We start from the raw sequence: 15,328 nt of genomic DNA, 5'->3' as shown, positions 1-15,328 counted from the left end.
CGACGATGCTGGTAGCGGGCGCGGGAGCACTCTGCCTCACGCTCAGTGGATGCGCAGGCGCCGGAACGCTGGGCGCGTCGGACCAGACCATCACCATCGCGATGGTCTCGAACTCGCAGATGCAAGACGCACAGAAGCTCGCCTCGCAGTTCGAGGAGGAGAATCCCGACATCGACCTGAAGTTCGTCACGCTGTCGGAGAACCAGGCGCGCGCGAAGATCACGGCATCCACCGCAACCGGTGGCGGCGAGTTCGACGTCGTGATGATCAGCAACTACGAGACTCCGCAATGGGCCAAGTACGGCTGGCTGAAGAACCTGTCGCAGTATGCGCAGGCCACCGAGGGCTACGACGAGGCCGACTTCATCCCGACCCTGCGCGAATCCCTCTCGTACGAGGGGAACATGTACTCGGTGCCGTTCTACGGCGAGTCCTCGTTCCTGATGTACCGCAAGGACCTGTTCGAGCAGGCCGGAATCACCTTGTCGGAGAAGCCGACCTGGACCGAGGTGGCAGCGGCCGCAAAGCAACTCGACTCCGAGGACATGGCGGGAATTTGCCTGCGCGGCAAGCCGGGGTGGGGTGAATTGCTCGCACCCCTCGACACGGTGATCAACACGTTCGGTGGCCGCTGGTTCGACGAGGACTGGAACGCTCAGCTGACCAGCCCGGAGGTGGAACGCGCGGTGCAGTTCTACGTCGACCTGGTGCGTGAATACGGTGAGCCCGGCGCCGCGACGAGCGGTTTCGGCGAGTGCGCCACGCAGCTTGCTCAGGGGCAGGTCGCGATGTGGTACGACTCGACGTCCGCGGTCTCCACGCTCGAGGATCCGGCGTCGAGCGCCGTCGTCGGCAAGATCGGCTATGCGCCCGCACCGATCGAGGTGAAGGACAACTCCGGCTGGCTGTACAGCTGGTCGCTCGGAATTCCCGAGAGCAGCGAAAATCCCGATGCGGCGTGGAAGTTCATCTCGTGGATGACCGACAAGCAATACATACACACGGTCGGTGAGGATCTCGGCTGGGAGCGGGTGCCTCCGGGCAGCCGGCTGTCGACCTACGAGATTCCCGAGTACAAGGAGGCCTCGGCGGCCTACGGTCCGCTGACGCTCGAGGCGATCGAAAACGCGACACCGGAAGCGCCCACCGTGCAACCGGTTCCGTACACCGGCGTGCAGTTCCTGGCGATCCCGGAGTTCCAGGATCTCGGAACCCGCGTCAGCCAGCAGATCAGCGCGGCGATCGCAGGCCAGCAGACCGTGCCCGAGGCGCTCGCCCAGGCACAGCAGTACGCCGAGGTGGTCGGCGCGACATACCGGGAGGAACGATGACAACCATCGCCGAGAAACCCACCGCGGACGGCACCGCCGACCGGGTGCGGGAACTGCGGGAGGCCAAGGACGACAGCGTCTCCCGCGCCGAGGGATGGCGTCGCCGGGGACCGTTGCTCCCCGCCCTGATCTTCATGATCGTGGTGACCCAGATCCCGTTCCTGTTCACGCTGTACTACTCGACGCAGTCCTGGAACCTGGTCCGTCCGGGGTCCCAGGCCTTCGTCGGGCTGCAGAACTACGTGGACGTGTTCCAGGACAGCCAGTTCCGTGAGGTCGCGGTCAACACCGTGATCCTGATCGTCGGGACCGTGCTGATCTCGGTGGTGCTGGGCCTGCTGCTGGCACTGCTGCTCGACCGCGCCTTCCTGGGCCGGGGCATCGTGCGGACCCTCCTCATCACCCCGTTCCTGGTGACGCCCGTCGCCGGTGCGCTGCTGTGGAAGACCACGATGTTCGACCCGGTGTTCGGCATCGTCAACTTCGTGCTCTCCCCGTTCGGGGTGGGACAGGTCGACTGGGTCAGCAAGTTCCCGCTCCCCGCGGTCATGGTGAACCTGGTGTGGCAGTGGACCCCGTTCATGATGCTGCTGATCCTCGCCGGTCTGCAGTCCATGCCCCGCGATATCCTCGAGGCGGCCCGGGTGGACGGCGCCAAACCGTTCGCGATGTTCCGCGAACTGACGCTCCCGCATCTGCGCCGGTTCATCGAACTCGGTGCCGTCCTGGGTGCGATCTACCTGATCAACACGTTCGACGCCATCTACATGATGACCCAGGGTGGCCCCGGCACCGCCAGTGCCAACCTGCCCTTCTACATCTATCAGCGCGCATTCCTCGGTTTCGACATCGGGCAGGCCGCCGCGATGGGCGTCATCGTCGTGATCGCGACCATTGTCGTCGCGACCCTGGCGTTGCGCCTGATCTTCAAGAGCTTTACCGGTAACGAGGAGGCAGCGTAATGAGTACCGACACTGCGGCGGCGTCGGTGGAGTCCACTCCCACCGCCCCGGAGACGAAGCGGGCGCGCAAGCACCGCAAGTTCAGCCCGTGGAGTGTGGTGGCGTGGATCGTGGCGCTCGGCTTCTTCTTCCCCGTGGCGTGGATGGTGCTCACCGCCTTCAAGCAGGAGGGTGACGCCTACACGACCCCGCCGAAGCTGTTCTTCACCCCCACCCTGGACCAGTTCAAGGCGGTCCTCGACAGCGGAATCGGCACCGCACTGCTGAATTCGGCGTTCGCGACTGCCATGTCGACCATCCTTGTGCTGGTGCTCGGTGTGCCGGCGGCGTTCGCGCTGTCGCTGCGTCCGGTCCGCAAGACGAAGGACGCCCTGTTCTTCTTCATCAGCACGAAGATGCTCCCGATCGTCGCCGCGATCATCCCGCTGTACGTGATCGTCAACGACATCGGACTGCTCGACAACATCTGGGCGCTGATCATCCTGTACACGGCGATGAACGTCCCCATCGCGGTGTGGATGATGCGGTCGTTCTTCCTCGAGGTTCCCGGTGAACTGCTCGAGGCCGCCAGTATGGACGGCGCGAGCCTATGGACGTCGGTGCGCGAGGTGATCCTCCCGCTCGTGTCCCCCGGTATCGCGGCGACCGCTCTGATCTGCGTGATCTTCTCGTGGAACGAATTCTTCTTCGCCGTCAACCTCACTGCCGTTCAGGCACAGACCATTCCGGTGTTCCTCGTCGGATTCATCACCGGTGAGGGCCTGTACTGGGCCCGGCTGTCGGCGGCGGCGACGCTGGCGGCGCTCCCGGTCATCCTGGCCGGCTGGGTCGCGCAGAACAAACTGGTTCGCGGCCTGTCCTTCGGCGCGATCAAATGACCACCCCGGCAACCACTTCCCCCACCTTTCGTACCGACCTGAGGAGCAATCATGGCTGACATCGCGTACAAGGGCGCATCCTGCCTCTACGAGAACGCCGACACGCTGGCGGTCGATTCGCTCGACCTCGACATCGAAGACGGCGAGTTCATCGTCCTCGTCGGCCCGTCGGGTTCCGGCAAGAGCACGGCACTGCGGATGCTCGCCGGCCTCGAGGACATCGACGAGGGCACCATCGAGATCGGCGGAAAGGACATGGTGGGGGTGCCCTCGAAGGACCGCGACATCGCGATGGTGTTCCAGAACTACGCCCTCTACCCCAACAAGACGGTGGGCGAGAACATGGGCTTCGCGCTGAAGATGCGCGGGGTCGGTGTGGAGGAACGGAAGAAGAAGGTGGCCGACGCCGCGAAACTGCTCGACCTCACCGAGTACCTCGACCGCAAGCCCGGCAAGCTGTCCGGCGGTCAGCGGCAACGCGTCGCGATGGGCCGCGCGATCGTGCGTGACCCGCAGGTGTTCTGCATGGACGAGCCGCTGTCGAACCTCGACGCCAAGCTGCGCGTCCAGACCCGCACCCAGATCGCCGCGTTGCAGCGCCGACTCGGCACCACCACCGTGTACGTCACCCACGACCAGGTCGAGGCCATGACCATGGGTGACCGGGTGGCCGTCCTCAAGAACGGCAAGCTGCAACAGTTCTCGGCTCCCACCGAACTCTACGATCGCCCGAAGAACGCGTTCGTCGCCGGATTCATCGGCTCACCCGCCATGAATCTGATGACCATGCCGATCGTCAGCGACGGGGTGCGCCTCGGAAATTCGACCCTTTCGCTCGAACGTGACCAGCTGTCGGCGCTGCACGCGGCCGGTCTGGAGACCGTGACCGTCGGCGTGCGTCCCGAGCAGCTCGAGTTGTCGACCGGGGAGGGCGGCATCGAGGTGATCGTGGACCTGGTCGAGGAACTCGGGAGTGAATCCTACGTGCACACCCACATCGCCGGTGACGGAACGCAACTGGTGGCCCGGTCGCTGACCCGCACCCCGGCCCGGCTGGCCGACACCGTGTCGCTGCGCAAGCGGGAAGGCGCGGTGCACCTGTTCCACCCGGACACAGGGGAGCGGATCGGCGACTAGAGCGGGTAGTGCGTCAGCACTCCCATCGGGTCGTGTCGCTGGCGTAATTCCCGCAGTCGGCGAAGGTTTCCGCCGTAGGCCGCGTCGATCTCGGCGCCGGTCTCGGGGAAACCGGGCCGCACCTCCACGCTGTAGACGCCGGTTGTGTGGGGAGCGAGCGCGTCGAGGGTGCCGCCCGCCCACGACAGGCAGGCGGCGCCGTCGTACGGGTCGGACCAGATGGCGTTGAGCGGGATGTTCCACTCGCCGCCCCGGCCCCAGAACGCGGTGTCCTCGTCGCCCACGTCGGCGAGCGCACCGCCGGTGTGCTGGAAGTCGATACGACATTCCCGCGTCGGCGCCCCGCGGATCTGGGTGGCCAGGGCCTCCGCGACCTGGGAGTCGAGGGTCGGTCCGGTGAAGACGGCCTTCCCGAAGAACGACCCCCGGGGATCGCCCGGCTCGGGCAGCCGGATCGGCGCGGGTTCTTCGCCGTCGAGTCCGGGTGGTGCGAATTCGGGCAGCCCGGAAAGGTAGATGCCGGACGTCTCGGACCGGTACAGGACGCTGCCCGACACGCCGGCGACCGTGCTGGCGGCGGCGCGGGCGCGATCGATGTCGGAGGCGTCCTCGCTCGCGCACGCGGTGTAGACGAACAGGACGGGTTCGTCGGCGGACAGTGCGCTGTAGCCGAGCACCGCGCCCATCGTCGTGTCCCGCGGAAGCGTCGGTGCGACACGGAAATAGGTGGCGAGCGCTTCGAGTCCGAGCACCATCCGATCCACCCACACCGGACCCTGCGGATGCGTGCGCAGCACCGCCGACGTGACGACGCCGAAGCACGGTGCGCAGCCCCGGACCGCCCACCACAGATCGGCCTCGTCACCGGTACTTCTGTCGGACAGGTGGACGACCTCGCCGGAGGGCAGGACGAGTTCGACTTCGACCAGCTGATCGAGAGTCAGCCCGAGACTGCGCGTGAGGTACCCGACGCCGCCGCGGGTGACGAGTCCGAAGCCGGCATGTCCGACGATCCCGACCGGCACCACCCGGCCGGTGGGGGCGAGGGCGCCCAGCATGGTCCCCACGGTGGCGCCGCCGGCCACCATCACCCGGTCACCGTCGGGACGCGCCGTGTTCAGGTGCGCCGACAGGTCGAGCATGACGGCGTCGTCGGCGACGCAGTTGGAACTCAGTCCTCCGCCGCGGACGGTGACGGTGCCACCCGTCCGGTGCGCCACCCGCATGACGGTGGAGACCTCCTCCACGGACACCGGCTCGACCACGCAGGACGGGCGGCGTCTCGCGGCCTCGGGAAAGAACACCCGGCCCAGGGCGGTGCGGTAGTCGTCCGTGTCCGGCAGGTGAACCCGGTGCGGGAGCACCGCCTTCAACTGCTCGACACATTCCGCGGATGGTGAACTCACGAGCGCCTCCTATCCCGTTGCGTTACCTGCCTGCCACTGATCCCAGGGGACCTCCCAGTCCCCGTACGTGTCCCACACCGGCAGCAGCGGACCGCCCGAGTTGGTGATCTCGACGACGTCGCCGATGCCGAAGTGATCGAACATCCACTGAGCGTTGGCGGGGGCCAGGTTCACGCAGCCGTGGGAGACGTTGCTGCTGCCCTGATCGCCCACCGACCACGGTGCGGAGTGGACGAACTCGCCATCGTTCGAGATGCGCAGGTTCAGGTCGACTTTCTCGCGGTAGTAGTCCGGGTCGCCGGCGCAGACCCCGTAGGTGCACGAGTCCATGATGATGCTCTGCTGCCTGTCCGAGATCACGTGCGGTCCCTCGTGCGACGGATGGTCGGGCGATCCCAGACTCATCGGCATCGAGGTTTCCTGGACACCGTTGTGGAACACGGTGAGCACCTCGCTCGCCCCGTCGGCCTTGGCCACCCACGCGTCGTGCACGGTGTAGTCGGCGGAGTTGTCCTCGGCACCGAAGACGCCGTCGCCCAGGTCGACGCCGTACACGTCGGCCTCGACGTGGATCTTGGTTCCCGGTGCCCAGTAGCTCGCGGCCCGGTAGTGCGCGTTCTGGTCGTCGGTCCAGTACCAGGCGCCGGGCTGCGGCGGTGTCGTCGTCACGTGCAGTCGCTGCTGCACCTCGGCCTTGTTCGCGACCGGTTCCGTGAACTGGAAGACCATCGGCTGGCCGACACCGATGCCCGTGTCGGCGACGACCTCGGGGGCAGGGACGACGTTGGCGTACGCCGTGGCGCCGGGAGTCATCGTCGTCACGGAGAAGGTCTGCTCGACGGGCGCACCGTCGGGGTTGACCGCGTCGGCGACGACCGTGTACGTCGATCCGTATCCGAGGGGCACACTGCTCGTCCAGCTCGTGCTGTCGGGGGCGAGCGCCCCGGCGACCGGTGCGCCGGCCTCCGCGGGATTCGTGACGGTCACGGCGGTCAGCCGGCCGCCTGTCGCCGTGACCACGATCGGGGTGGTCGGATTGATCGGCGCCCCCTCGGCGACGGGAACGGCAATCGAGGCGGGCGCGGCCTGCGTGGTGGTCGGGGGTTCCGACGTGCCGGTGTCTCCGATGGTGCACGCCGTGGCCAGGAACGTCATGGCCACGACTGCAATGATGCCGGTTGTCCGTGTGCGGAGAGTCACGACCACCTTCTTTCCGATCTCGATCAGCGTTCGCCGTCCTCATACTGCCAGCGATCGGCTCGGAGTTTCCTGTGGGACGCCCGACGCGCCCGCCCGACCTGCGGGAATCCGATCATCCGCGGGCAGTTAGGCAGTGTTGCTGGCAAATAAATACGGCAGTTGGGGAATAGTGAGGATTGATCGCCGAAAATAAAACAGCTAGACTGGCTAATGAACTTGGCTGCGATCGAGAGGTGAACACATGGATGAGAAGGTCGACCGGCTCCGTGAGGACGTCGTCATGTTCAATCGGCGCATCCGGGCCCAGCGGGCCGGGCACCGTCTCACGCCGTCGCAGCTGCAGGCCCTCGCGCACCTCGACCGGGAAGGTCCGATGAGCGCCCGCGCCCTCGCCGATCTCGAGCAGGTGGCGCCGCAGTCCATCGCGCGGACCGTCTCGATGCTCGAGGACGCCGGCATGGTCTCCCGGACCGTGGACCCTCAGGACGCGCGGGCGAGCATCGTCGCGATCACCGCGCCGGGATTGCAGACCCTCGCCGCCGACCGGTCGCGGCGGAACGAGTGGCTCTCGGCCGCGCTCGCCACCGAATGCACCGACGCCGAGCGTGACCTCCTCTTCATCGCCGGACGGCTACTCCGACGGCTCGCCGCGACCCCCGAGCCGTCGCCGCAGCGGGAGTCACTGATGAACTCGTGAGCGCGACCGTCGCCGATACCGGTGCCGCTCAGAAGGCCCCATCCGTACCGTTCCGCGTCAGCGGGTCCGTTGCCACCGGGAGCATTCTCCAACCACTGAACTCATCGATGATCGCGGTGGCAATCGTCGGCATCGCCGCCCAGTTCGGCTCCTCGTCCGGAATCACCTGGGTGATCTCTGCGCTCTACATCGCGACGGCCGTCACCGCCCCGATGGCAGGCAAGCTCGGCGCCCTCCTCGGCGCGCGGAAGGTGTACCTCGGGGGCCTCGCCCTGGTGGCCCTGGGCTCCGTGGCCGGTCTGCTCGCGCCCTCGGTCGGCTGGCTGATCTTCTCCCGGATCCTCGTCGGAATCGGAACCGCCACACAGTATCCCAATGCGATGACGATGATTCGCGGCTATGCGGAACGCCGCGGCGCGCAGCCGCGAACCGCGATCACCACCCTCGCGATCTGCAGCCAGGCGGTCGTGGCACTCGGCCCGACGCTCGGCGGACTGCTGGTGGGGGCGTTCGGCTGGCAGTCGATCATGTGGATCAACCTTCCCATCGTCGCGTTCAGCGCCGTGGCGGTCACGAAGTTCGCGAACGTCGGTTTCGTCGGCGGCATGTCGGTCAGCCGACGGCAACTGCTGCACGCGCTCGACGTCGTGGGCGTCCTGCTGTTCCTCGCGCTCATCTCGTCGACGATGGTGTTCCTGCTGTCGCTCACCACCGACCCGGTGTGGTGGCTGGTCCCCGTGTGGGCGCTGGTAGTGGCCCTGTTCGTCCAGTGGGAACGGCGGGCGGACGAACCGTTCATCGACGTTCGGGCGCTGGCGCGAAACCGCGCGCTCAGCGCGACACTCGCCCGGACGCTCCTCACCTACACGGCGTTCTACTGCGTCTTCTTCGGAATCCCGCAGTGGTTGCAGTATTCCCGGGGGATGAGCGCCACCGAAGCGGGTCTGACGATGCTTCCCGTCGCCGTCGTCGGTATCGGGTCCACGCTGTTCGCGTCACGGACGTACCGGCGGCACGGAGTGCGTCGGACGCTCACCGTCGGGACGTGCGCGCTGCTGGTGGGTGGTCTGCTCCTGGCCTCGGTGGAGAGTAGTACCGCCCCGATCGTCGTGCTTCTCCTGGTGGCCGCGGTGCTGGGAATCCCGAACGGATTCAACAACATCGGCAACCAGAATCTGATCAGCTCCGTCACGTCCGTCGAGGAAGTCGGGACGGCGATCGGGATGTACCGCACCGTGCAATACGTCGGCGCGAACCTGTCCGCCGTCGTGCTGCAGACCACCGCCGGTCACGTCATCGGCGACGACGGCCTGCACCGCACGGGCTGGTTCATCGCCGTCGCGGGCGTTCTACTGCTCATCGGAGTCCTGACCTCACGGAACATGGGGGACCGTCGCGCCCCGGTCGCCTCCACGGCGTAGTCGGCCGCTCAGGTGGGAACCGTCCCGCCGACGGCCCGCCAGATCAGCGCCGCAGTGCGGGCCGGCCAGTTCGCGGGCGGTCGATCGCCGGCGAGGGCCCGGCCGTACCAACTGCCCGTGGCCATGGTGACGGCGACATCGAGGTCGGCGTCGGCGTCGATCAGGTTCAGCTCCGCAGCCCGGTCCAGAATGGCGCGGATACGGCGCCGGCGCGGCGCCACGACCCGCGCACGGTACTGCGCCCGGACGTCGTTGTCGGTCGTGTCCTGCAGCATCGTCCCGACCAGCGACAGGCGGCCGCTCCGGGACACCCCGCGCTGAAATTCGGTCAGCTCGCGAACCAGATCACCGAACGGGTCCGCCGACGACCGGTCCGCCGCCTCGTCGGTCAACTGTGCCACGACGGCCGCGGCCAAGTCCGCCTTCGTCGCCCACCGCCGGTACAGGGCCTGGCGGGTGGTGCCGGCCTCCGCGGCGATCGCAGCGAGCGACATCGCGTCGTATCCGGCGCAGGACAGTTGCCGGCCCGCCACTTTCAGAACCCGGGTGTCGATATCGGTGTCGCGACTGCGCCCGGCCACACTCATGCTCGATCCTCTTTTCAATCCAATGCTGATGTGTATTGTAATGGAGAGACGACGGAAATCGGGAGCTCGCATGAGTGAACAGGAAACACCGTCCCTGTACGAGTGGGCGGGCGGTGAGCAGTCGTTCCGGCGGCTGATAGACGCCTTCTACGACCGGGTGGAACGCGACGAACTGCTGTCGCCGATGTTCCCCGGCGGCGTGCACGAGGAGCATCGGCGCAACGTGACCCTCTGGTGGTGCGAGGTGTTCGGCGGCCCGCCGGGCTACACCGAACAACTCGGCGGCTACGAACGGATGTTGCGCCACCACATCGGCCTCGCCATCAGCCGGCAGCAGCGGCACCGCTTCGCGGCGACGATGAGCCTCGCCGCCGACGACGCCGACCTTCCGTCGGATCCCGAATTCCGTTCCGCCTTCATGGCATACGTCGAGTGGGGGACCAGGCTGGCGCTGCAGAATTCGAGCCCCGGCGCCGAAGTGGTCGAGCATGCACCCGTCCCGCACTGGGGTTGGGGCGTGGCCCCGCCCTACCGCGGCTGACCGGAGACCGGGCAACCCGACGCCGTGGGGGCAGCGAGGAAGTTCGGCCGGACGTCCATGTCGGGGGCGTCGTAGAGCCGGTGGAAGGTGGGCGTCAGCGCCGCCGACATCGGCGGGTTGATCCACGACCAGTCGGTCGGGCACTTCCGGCCGAGTGACTCCTCGCGTTCGACGTGGCTGATGAACTGCTTGGCGACGGTGTGATGGTCGACCATGTGCACACCGGCCTGCCGGTAGCTGTGGATCACGGCGCGGTTCAGCTCGACCAGTGCGCGGTCGCGCCACAGCGTCCGCTCCGATGTCGTGTCCAGGCGCAGCCTTTCGGCGATCGCGGGCAGCATGTCGTACCGATCCTCGTCGCTGAGGTTGCGGGCCCCGACCTCCGTGCTCACGTACCACCCGCTGAACGGGGCGAGCGGATACTCGAGCCCACCCACCGACAGGCTCATGTTCGACACGGCGGGAACGGCATGCCACTTGAGACCGAGCTCGGCGAACCAGGCGTAGTCGGGGTGCTCGATCTCGACCTCGAGCACCAGCTCGGAGGGAATCTCGAACCAGCGCAGCGTCTCGTCGGGGGTGCTGATCAGCAGCGGCAGCACGTCGAATCGTGTGCCTGCGCCCCGCCACCCCATCTTCGTCACCGCCTCGGTGATTCCGACCTGGGCGGGGTCCCCGGTCACCGTCCCGTCCGCGTGGCGGTAACCCGCGTACCGGATCAGTTGCGGGCTGACGATCTTGTATTCGCGCCCGTCCGCGAGCGGCAGGGGACCGATCGTGATGACCGAGCGCAGGGCGCCGCCGTTCGTCGCGACCCGCAGGTGCTCCCAGCACGCCTCCGCGATCTCGTCCGCGGTGGTGACGTGCCGGGCATCGATCAGCTTCAGCGTGCGCCAGTGCTTGCGCCCGACGCAGCGTGCGTGATTGCGCCACGCCAGCTGCGAGCCGACTTCGAGTTCCTCCACGGTGTGCTCGTAGCGGCCCGTCTCCGCCAGCGACTCCAGTGCGTCCGCGAGGCGGGCCGTGGGCAGGTGGGCCAGCTCGGGCTCGCTGAAGAACTCCGCGCACTCCCGCATCTGCGCTGCGGACCGCGACGTGACGTCCAGCGAGTACGACATAGTCCCTGTGCTGCTCACCATTGACCTCCCGGCGATCGTGGATCCTGCGGCGGTCAGTATGTCAGCGAAGCGTGCACACTCGTCCACCGACTGTGTACGGGTGAGGAAATACCGCCGGCGGGACGACGGTTCCCCCGAGGGTGAAGCTGTCGATCCTGGACCGGTCCCGCACGCGCAGCGGTACGCCCGATTCTGCTGCGCTGACCGGGACGATCGAGCGGGCGGTGCACGCCGAGCGGCTCGGCTTCCACCGGTTCTGGGTGGCCGAGCATCACGCGGTGCCGGGCATCGCGAGTGGATCGCCGCCCGTGTTGCTCGCTGCTCTCGGTGCGCGCACGAGCCGGATCCGGTTGGGTTCGGGTGGCGTGATGCTGCCCAATCACCAGCCTCTCGTGGTGGCCGAACAGTTCCTGATGCTCGAGTCTTTCGGCGCAAACCCGGTCCTTCGGGTCCGGGCGAGCCGATCTGGTTTTGTCGGAGTGTGTGGCTAGTGTCTGGGTCATGGCGGGGAGGGTGGTGAAGCGGGCGTTCAAGTACCGTTTCTATCCGACTGCGGTGCAGGCGGAACAGCTTGCTCGGACGTTCGGGTGCACCCGGTATGTGTACAACCGGGCGTTGGCGGAGCGCTCGCGGGCCTGGTCGCAGGAGCAGCGGCGGGTCACCTACGCGGACACCTCGAAGATGCTCACCGGATGGAAACGGGACACCGAGACCGAGTGGTTGTCGGAGCCGTCGAAGGGGCCGTTGCAGGAGTTGCTGCGGCAGTTGCAGGCCGCCTTCGACAGGTTCTGGCGCAAGCAGTCCCGCTACCCGCAGTTCAAGAGGAAGGACCACTCGAAGGATTCGGCGACCTACTACGCGAGCTGCTTCACCTACCGGGGCGGGCAGATCCGGTTGGCCAAGCAGTCCGAACCGCTGGACGTTCGGTGGTCGAGGCCGCTACCGGAGGGGGCCGTGCCGTCGCAGGTGACGGTGTCGCGTAATGCTCGCGGTCGGTACCACATCTCGATTCTCGTCGAGGACACGATCACCGAACCCCCGCCGACCGATCGGGTGGTCGGGCTCGACGCCGGGATCACGAGCCTCTACACGCTCTCGACGGGGGAGAAGATCACCAACCCGCGCCATGAACGAAAGGACCGTGAGCGGCTGGCGAAGGCGCAGCGGGTGCTCGCCAGGAAGCAGAAGGGATCCCGTAACCGGGCCAAGGCCCGACTGAAGGTCGCGAAGATTCATGGCCGGATCGCCGACCGGCGACGTGACTATCTGCACAACCTCTCCACTCGGCTGGTGCGCGAAAACCAAGTGATCGCCGTCGAGGATCTGAGTGTGCGGAACATGGTCAGGAATCGGTCGTTGTCTCGGGCGATCTCGGATGCGAGTTGGTCCGAGTTCCGGTCGATGCTCGAGTACAAGGCCGACTGGTATGGGCGGCGGGTGGTGGCGATCGACCGGTTCTATCCGTCGTCGAAGATGTGCTCGGTGTGTGGGTCGATCGCGTCGACGATGCCGCTTGACGTGCGGGAGTGGGCGTGCCGATGCGGCGTCGTCCATGATCGGGATGTGAATGCGGCGAAGAACATTGTGGCCGTCGGACTGACGGTGGCAGCCTGCGGAGATGGTGTGAGACCTCCCCGCACATGAAGTGTGGGGAGGCGACTGTCGGTGAAACAGGAACTTCGGGACGTGAGTCTCGAGGGGAATCTCGGTCGTTCACGACCGAGAGGACGTCAAGAACAACAACGGGGTCCTGCGCGCGGAATCAACGTCATCAGGTACGTTCCCGACCAGTCCGTTCTGAAGCTCGAGATCGGCGACCGGATCCGTCTCGGCGCGGACGATTTCGAACGGCTGTCGGCGGCGTTCTTCGCGGAAATGAAGTTACGGTTCCTGACATGAGCATCTGGTTCACGTCCGACCTGCACCTTCGTCATGCACGGCTGGTGGAGATCCGGGGTTTCGACACGGAGGTCGACGCGCACGACGAGTCCATCCTCGACGCCTTGGGTGTCGCCGTCGCGAGTGGCGATCAACTCTGGGTCCTGGGCGATGTCACCGTCGGAGGTCGGGCGGCCGAGGACTGGGCGCTCCGTGAGTTGGGTGAGTTCGCGCAGAAACGGAACGTCGAACTGCACCTGATCCCGGGCAATCACGACTCCTGCCATCCGATGGCGAACCGCAACAGCCATGTCAGGCAACGCGCCTTCCTGGACACGTTCGCGTCGGTGCAGTTGTTCGCGCGACGGAAGATCGCGGGCCGGACGGTGCTGGTCTCCCACTTCCCTTACACCGGCGACCACACCGCGGAGGACCGGGGCGTGAAATACCGCCTGCAAGACGAGGGAGACTGGTTGCTGCACGGGCACACTCACCAGTCCGGCGTGCTCGACCCGTCCGTTCATCCACGGCAGATCCACGTCGGCTGGGACAGTTGGCGCAGACCCGTTCACGTCGACGAGGTCGCCGAGATCATCGAATCCGACTCGCCGATTCCGTGAGGGGCGTGGCCTCGGCGCGGTAGGCGCCCGGCGTCGACCCGTGGGTGCTCTTGAACAGCCGGGAGAAATGCGCGGCGTCGGCGAACCCCCACCGCGCACCGATGGCCGAGACGGGCAGATCGCCGAAACGGGGGTCGGCCAGGTCGCGTCGGCACCCCTCCAGCCGGCGGCGCCGGATCCACCCACTCACCGTGTCGCCGTCGGCTTCGAACAACTTCTGCAGGTGCCGCACCGAGATGTGATGCGCGGCCGCGATCGCATGCAGATCCAGTTCCCGGTCGGCGAGCCGATCGTCGATGAAGGCGGTGACCCGGACCCGCAGGTCGCTGCGACGTGACGTCGGGGCCGGCCCGTCGGTGAGGTGAAGTTGCTCCGCGAATGCGGCGGCGACCAGGTCGAGGACGGCATCACCGAGATGCACGGCGACGGCGGGGGAGGCGTCGGCGATCTGCTCGCCGAGCCCGCGCAGCAGTGGGGTGACGAGGGCGCCGAGCCCGCGCGTGCCCGAGACCCGGGACGCGGTGAGCCGGGCGATGCCGTCGGAGGGAACGCGCAGCAGATGCCGGGGGAACATCACGACGAGCATCTGGAACCGGTCGTCGAAGGACAGCTGATACGGCCGGGTGGTGTCGTAGATCGAGAAGTCGCCGGGAGTGAGCGCAGCTTCGCGGCCGTCCTGGGCGAGGACGCAGCGACCGCGCACCTGCAATCCGAGTTTGAAGTAGTCGGGGTTGGCGGCGCGGATCGTCCGCGGCGTTCTGCGAATGGTGTGCGCGGCCGCGACGACCTCGGTGACCCGGACCGCCCCGACCGTCGCGCCGCGAACGACGCCCCGGAATTCGTCGTGGTCGTCCGAGGTCATCTCGAGGGGGACGAACGCGTCGCTCACCGACTCGCGGAACTCGTCGAACGTGACGAGAGGAAGGAGGCTGCTCATGGCGTGTGCACCTACTTCAATTTCGTTTGACCGCTTCGCGGGCGGCGGTGCCCGACGCCAGCTTCTCGAGCAAGCCGATCAGGACCAGCCGCTCCGACGGTGTCAGCGTCTCGGTCCACGCCTGCTCACGCTTGTTGTGTGCCGAATACGTGCTGACGATGGCGTCGTGCCCGGCGTCCGTCAGCTCGAGGTCGACGGCGCGGCGGTCGCCGGTGGACGGGCGCCGCGTCACCAGGCCGTCCCGCTCCAAGGTGTTCACCAGGGCTGACACCGCCGACCTGCTCATCCCGGACAGCGACGCTACCCGCTTGGCCTCGCACGGTCCGGCGAGCCACAACACGAACAGCACCCGGAATCCGGGCCAGCTCCACCCGCTGGGCCGGTGGACCGCCGACTCGAGGTCGTAGACGAGGGCGCTGGTCACCCGGTGCAATGCGAGGACGAGCCGCATCGACACCGGGTCGACCTCGGGCAACTCGTCGACGGTCTTGCCGACCGCGAAGTCCACGAAGGACAGAAAGTCCAAGTTGCTCTGGTCGGTTGTCTCCTCGGGCATGGGTTCAGGTTAGCGTCGGTGTGCTCCGCACCCGTGAGTACTTATTAACCACCCCGGGG

16 protein-coding genes and 1 pseudogene are annotated in these 15,328 nt (G+C 67.1%); 11 read left to right on the top strand and 6 right to left on the bottom strand.

Annotated features, from left to right (window positions below; translation table 11 throughout):
- Positions 1–5 precede the first annotated feature (5 nt).
- Genes RJ1_RS36160 through RJ1_RS36145 form a run of 4 tightly spaced genes read left to right on the top strand, consistent with a single transcriptional unit; the run spans position 6 to position 4,308 of the window.
- The gene (locus RJ1_RS36160; RefSeq protein WP_073367676.1) at positions 6–1,331 is read left to right on the top strand and encodes an ABC transporter substrate-binding protein; all 1,326 of its coding nucleotides are present in this window, start codon (positions 6–8) and stop codon (positions 1,329–1,331) included.
- Positions 1,328–2,293 carry a carbohydrate ABC transporter permease gene (locus RJ1_RS36155; RefSeq protein ID WP_073367674.1) on the top strand — a complete coding sequence of 322 codons (966 nt, stop codon included), beginning with the start codon at positions 1,328–1,330 and terminating at the stop codon, positions 2,291–2,293. Before RJ1_RS36160 ends, RJ1_RS36155 begins: the two co-directional genes overlap by 4 nt.
- Positions 2,293–3,171, top strand: coding sequence for a carbohydrate ABC transporter permease (locus RJ1_RS36150; protein WP_073367671.1), 879 nt, complete (start codon positions 2,293–2,295; stop codon positions 3,169–3,171). The genes RJ1_RS36155 and RJ1_RS36150 overlap by 1 nt, the downstream gene beginning before the upstream one ends.
- A gap of 51 nt (positions 3,172–3,222) precedes the next feature.
- Positions 3,223–4,308, top strand: coding sequence for an ABC transporter ATP-binding protein (locus RJ1_RS36145; protein WP_073367668.1), 1,086 nt, complete (start codon positions 3,223–3,225; stop codon positions 4,306–4,308).
- On the opposite strand, the gene RJ1_RS36140 is transcribed toward RJ1_RS36145, so the two are convergent.
- Positions 4,305–5,714 (bottom strand): FAD-binding protein, encoded by a 1,410-nt coding sequence (locus RJ1_RS36140; protein ID WP_073367665.1) that lies wholly within the window; start codon positions 5,712–5,714, stop codon positions 4,305–4,307. The two genes, RJ1_RS36145 and RJ1_RS36140, sit on opposite strands and share 4 nt — an antisense overlap.
- A 9-nt stretch (positions 5,715–5,723) precedes the next feature.
- The gene (locus tag RJ1_RS36135; protein WP_073367663.1) at positions 5,724–6,920 is read right to left on the bottom strand and encodes a L,D-transpeptidase; all 1,197 of its coding nucleotides are present in this window, start codon (positions 6,918–6,920) and stop codon (positions 5,724–5,726) included.
- Positions 6,921–7,155: 235 nt separating this feature from the next.
- Here RJ1_RS36135 and RJ1_RS36130 point away from each other — a divergent pair, with 235 nt between their 5' ends.
- Positions 7,156–7,611: a MarR family winged helix-turn-helix transcriptional regulator gene (locus tag RJ1_RS36130; protein ID WP_073367661.1), complete on the top strand. Its 456-nt coding sequence runs from the start codon at positions 7,156–7,158 to the stop codon at positions 7,609–7,611.
- Positions 7,608–9,032 (top strand): MFS transporter, encoded by a 1,425-nt coding sequence (locus tag RJ1_RS36125; protein WP_073367658.1) that lies wholly within the window; start codon positions 7,608–7,610, stop codon positions 9,030–9,032. Before RJ1_RS36130 ends, RJ1_RS36125 begins: the two co-directional genes overlap by 4 nt.
- A gap of 8 nt (positions 9,033–9,040) precedes the next feature.
- Here RJ1_RS36125 and RJ1_RS36120 read toward each other — a convergent pair whose 3' ends face one another.
- Positions 9,041–9,619 (bottom strand): TetR/AcrR family transcriptional regulator, encoded by a 579-nt coding sequence (locus tag RJ1_RS36120; RefSeq protein WP_073367655.1) that lies wholly within the window; start codon positions 9,617–9,619, stop codon positions 9,041–9,043.
- Between the two features lie 70 nt (positions 9,620–9,689).
- On the opposite strand from RJ1_RS36120, the gene RJ1_RS36115 reads away from it, so the two are divergent.
- Positions 9,690–10,160 carry a group II truncated hemoglobin gene (locus RJ1_RS36115; protein ID WP_073367652.1) on the top strand — a complete coding sequence of 157 codons (471 nt, stop codon included), beginning with the start codon at positions 9,690–9,692 and terminating at the stop codon, positions 10,158–10,160.
- Here RJ1_RS36115 and RJ1_RS36110 read toward each other — a convergent pair.
- Positions 10,148–11,278: a nitric oxide synthase oxygenase gene (locus RJ1_RS36110; RefSeq protein WP_073367649.1), complete on the bottom strand. Its 1,131-nt coding sequence runs from the start codon at positions 11,276–11,278 to the stop codon at positions 10,148–10,150. The two genes, RJ1_RS36115 and RJ1_RS36110, sit on opposite strands and share 13 nt — an antisense overlap.
- 140 nt (positions 11,279–11,418) lie before the next feature.
- Between RJ1_RS36110 and RJ1_RS36105 the strand changes: the two are divergent.
- From RJ1_RS36105 to RJ1_RS36090, 4 genes and pseudogenes are all read left to right on the top strand, one after another.
- A pseudogene (locus RJ1_RS36105) lies at positions 11,419–11,697 on the top strand (LLM class flavin-dependent oxidoreductase); the annotation flags it as partial.
- A gap of 97 nt (positions 11,698–11,794) precedes the next feature.
- A complete protein-coding gene (locus tag RJ1_RS36100) occupies positions 11,795–12,922 on the top strand; it encodes an RNA-guided endonuclease TnpB family protein (protein ID WP_501193859.1) in 1,128 nt (375 codons plus the stop codon).
- A 21-nt stretch (positions 12,923–12,943) separates the two neighbouring features.
- Complete coding sequence (locus tag RJ1_RS47350; protein WP_205415422.1) at positions 12,944–13,177, top strand: hypothetical protein; 234 nt, start codon at positions 12,944–12,946, stop codon at positions 13,175–13,177.
- Positions 13,174–13,776, top strand: coding sequence for a metallophosphoesterase (locus tag RJ1_RS36090; RefSeq protein WP_073367641.1), 603 nt, complete (start codon positions 13,174–13,176; stop codon positions 13,774–13,776). Before RJ1_RS47350 ends, RJ1_RS36090 begins: the two co-directional genes overlap by 4 nt.
- On the opposite strand, the gene RJ1_RS36085 is transcribed toward RJ1_RS36090, so the two are convergent.
- Both RJ1_RS36085 and RJ1_RS36080 read right to left on the bottom strand, forming a co-directional pair.
- Positions 13,748–14,713, bottom strand: coding sequence for an AraC-like ligand-binding domain-containing protein (locus RJ1_RS36085; protein ID WP_073367638.1), 966 nt, complete (start codon positions 14,711–14,713; stop codon positions 13,748–13,750). The genes RJ1_RS36090 and RJ1_RS36085 overlap by 29 nt on opposite strands.
- A gap of 16 nt (positions 14,714–14,729) precedes the next feature.
- Positions 14,730–15,269, bottom strand: coding sequence for a MarR family winged helix-turn-helix transcriptional regulator (locus RJ1_RS36080; RefSeq protein WP_073367635.1), 540 nt, complete (start codon positions 15,267–15,269; stop codon positions 14,730–14,732).
- Positions 15,270–15,328: the final 59 nt, after the last annotated feature.

It is taken from the genome of Rhodococcus jostii NBRC 16295, assembly GCF_001894825.1.
Classification (GTDB): domain Bacteria; phylum Actinomycetota; class Actinomycetes; order Mycobacteriales; family Mycobacteriaceae; genus Rhodococcus_F; species Rhodococcus_F jostii.
Note: the sequence above shows the minus strand (reverse complement) of the source record. Positions and strands in the feature narration are given on the sequence as shown.

Bases quoted from the DNA above. Each gene is read 5' to 3' on its own strand.
- RJ1_RS36160 (WP_073367676.1), top strand. From the start codon at position 6: ATGCTGGTAGCGGGCGCGGGAGCACTCTGCCTCACGCTCAGTGGATGC.
- RJ1_RS36155 (WP_073367674.1), top strand. From the start codon at position 1,328: ATGACAACCATCGCCGAGAAACCCACCGCGGACGGCACCGCCGACCGG.
- RJ1_RS36150 (WP_073367671.1), top strand. From the start codon at position 2,293: ATGAGTACCGACACTGCGGCGGCGTCGGTGGAGTCCACTCCCACCGCC.
- RJ1_RS36145 (WP_073367668.1), top strand. From the start codon at position 3,223: ATGGCTGACATCGCGTACAAGGGCGCATCCTGCCTCTACGAGAACGCC.
- RJ1_RS36130 (WP_073367661.1), top strand. From the start codon at position 7,156: ATGGATGAGAAGGTCGACCGGCTCCGTGAGGACGTCGTCATGTTCAAT.
- RJ1_RS36120 (WP_073367655.1), bottom strand. From the start codon at position 9,619: ATGAGTGTGGCCGGGCGCAGTCGCGACACCGATATCGACACCCGGGTT.
- RJ1_RS36115 (WP_073367652.1), top strand. From the start codon at position 9,690: ATGAGTGAACAGGAAACACCGTCCCTGTACGAGTGGGCGGGCGGTGAG.
- RJ1_RS36110 (WP_073367649.1), bottom strand. From the start codon at position 11,278: ATGTCGTACTCGCTGGACGTCACGTCGCGGTCCGCAGCGCAGATGCGG.
- RJ1_RS36090 (WP_073367641.1), top strand. From the start codon at position 13,174: ATGAGCATCTGGTTCACGTCCGACCTGCACCTTCGTCATGCACGGCTG.
- RJ1_RS36085 (WP_073367638.1), bottom strand. From the start codon at position 14,713: ATGAGCAGCCTCCTTCCTCTCGTCACGTTCGACGAGTTCCGCGAGTCG.
- RJ1_RS36080 (WP_073367635.1), bottom strand. From the start codon at position 15,269: ATGCCCGAGGAGACAACCGACCAGAGCAACTTGGACTTTCTGTCCTTC.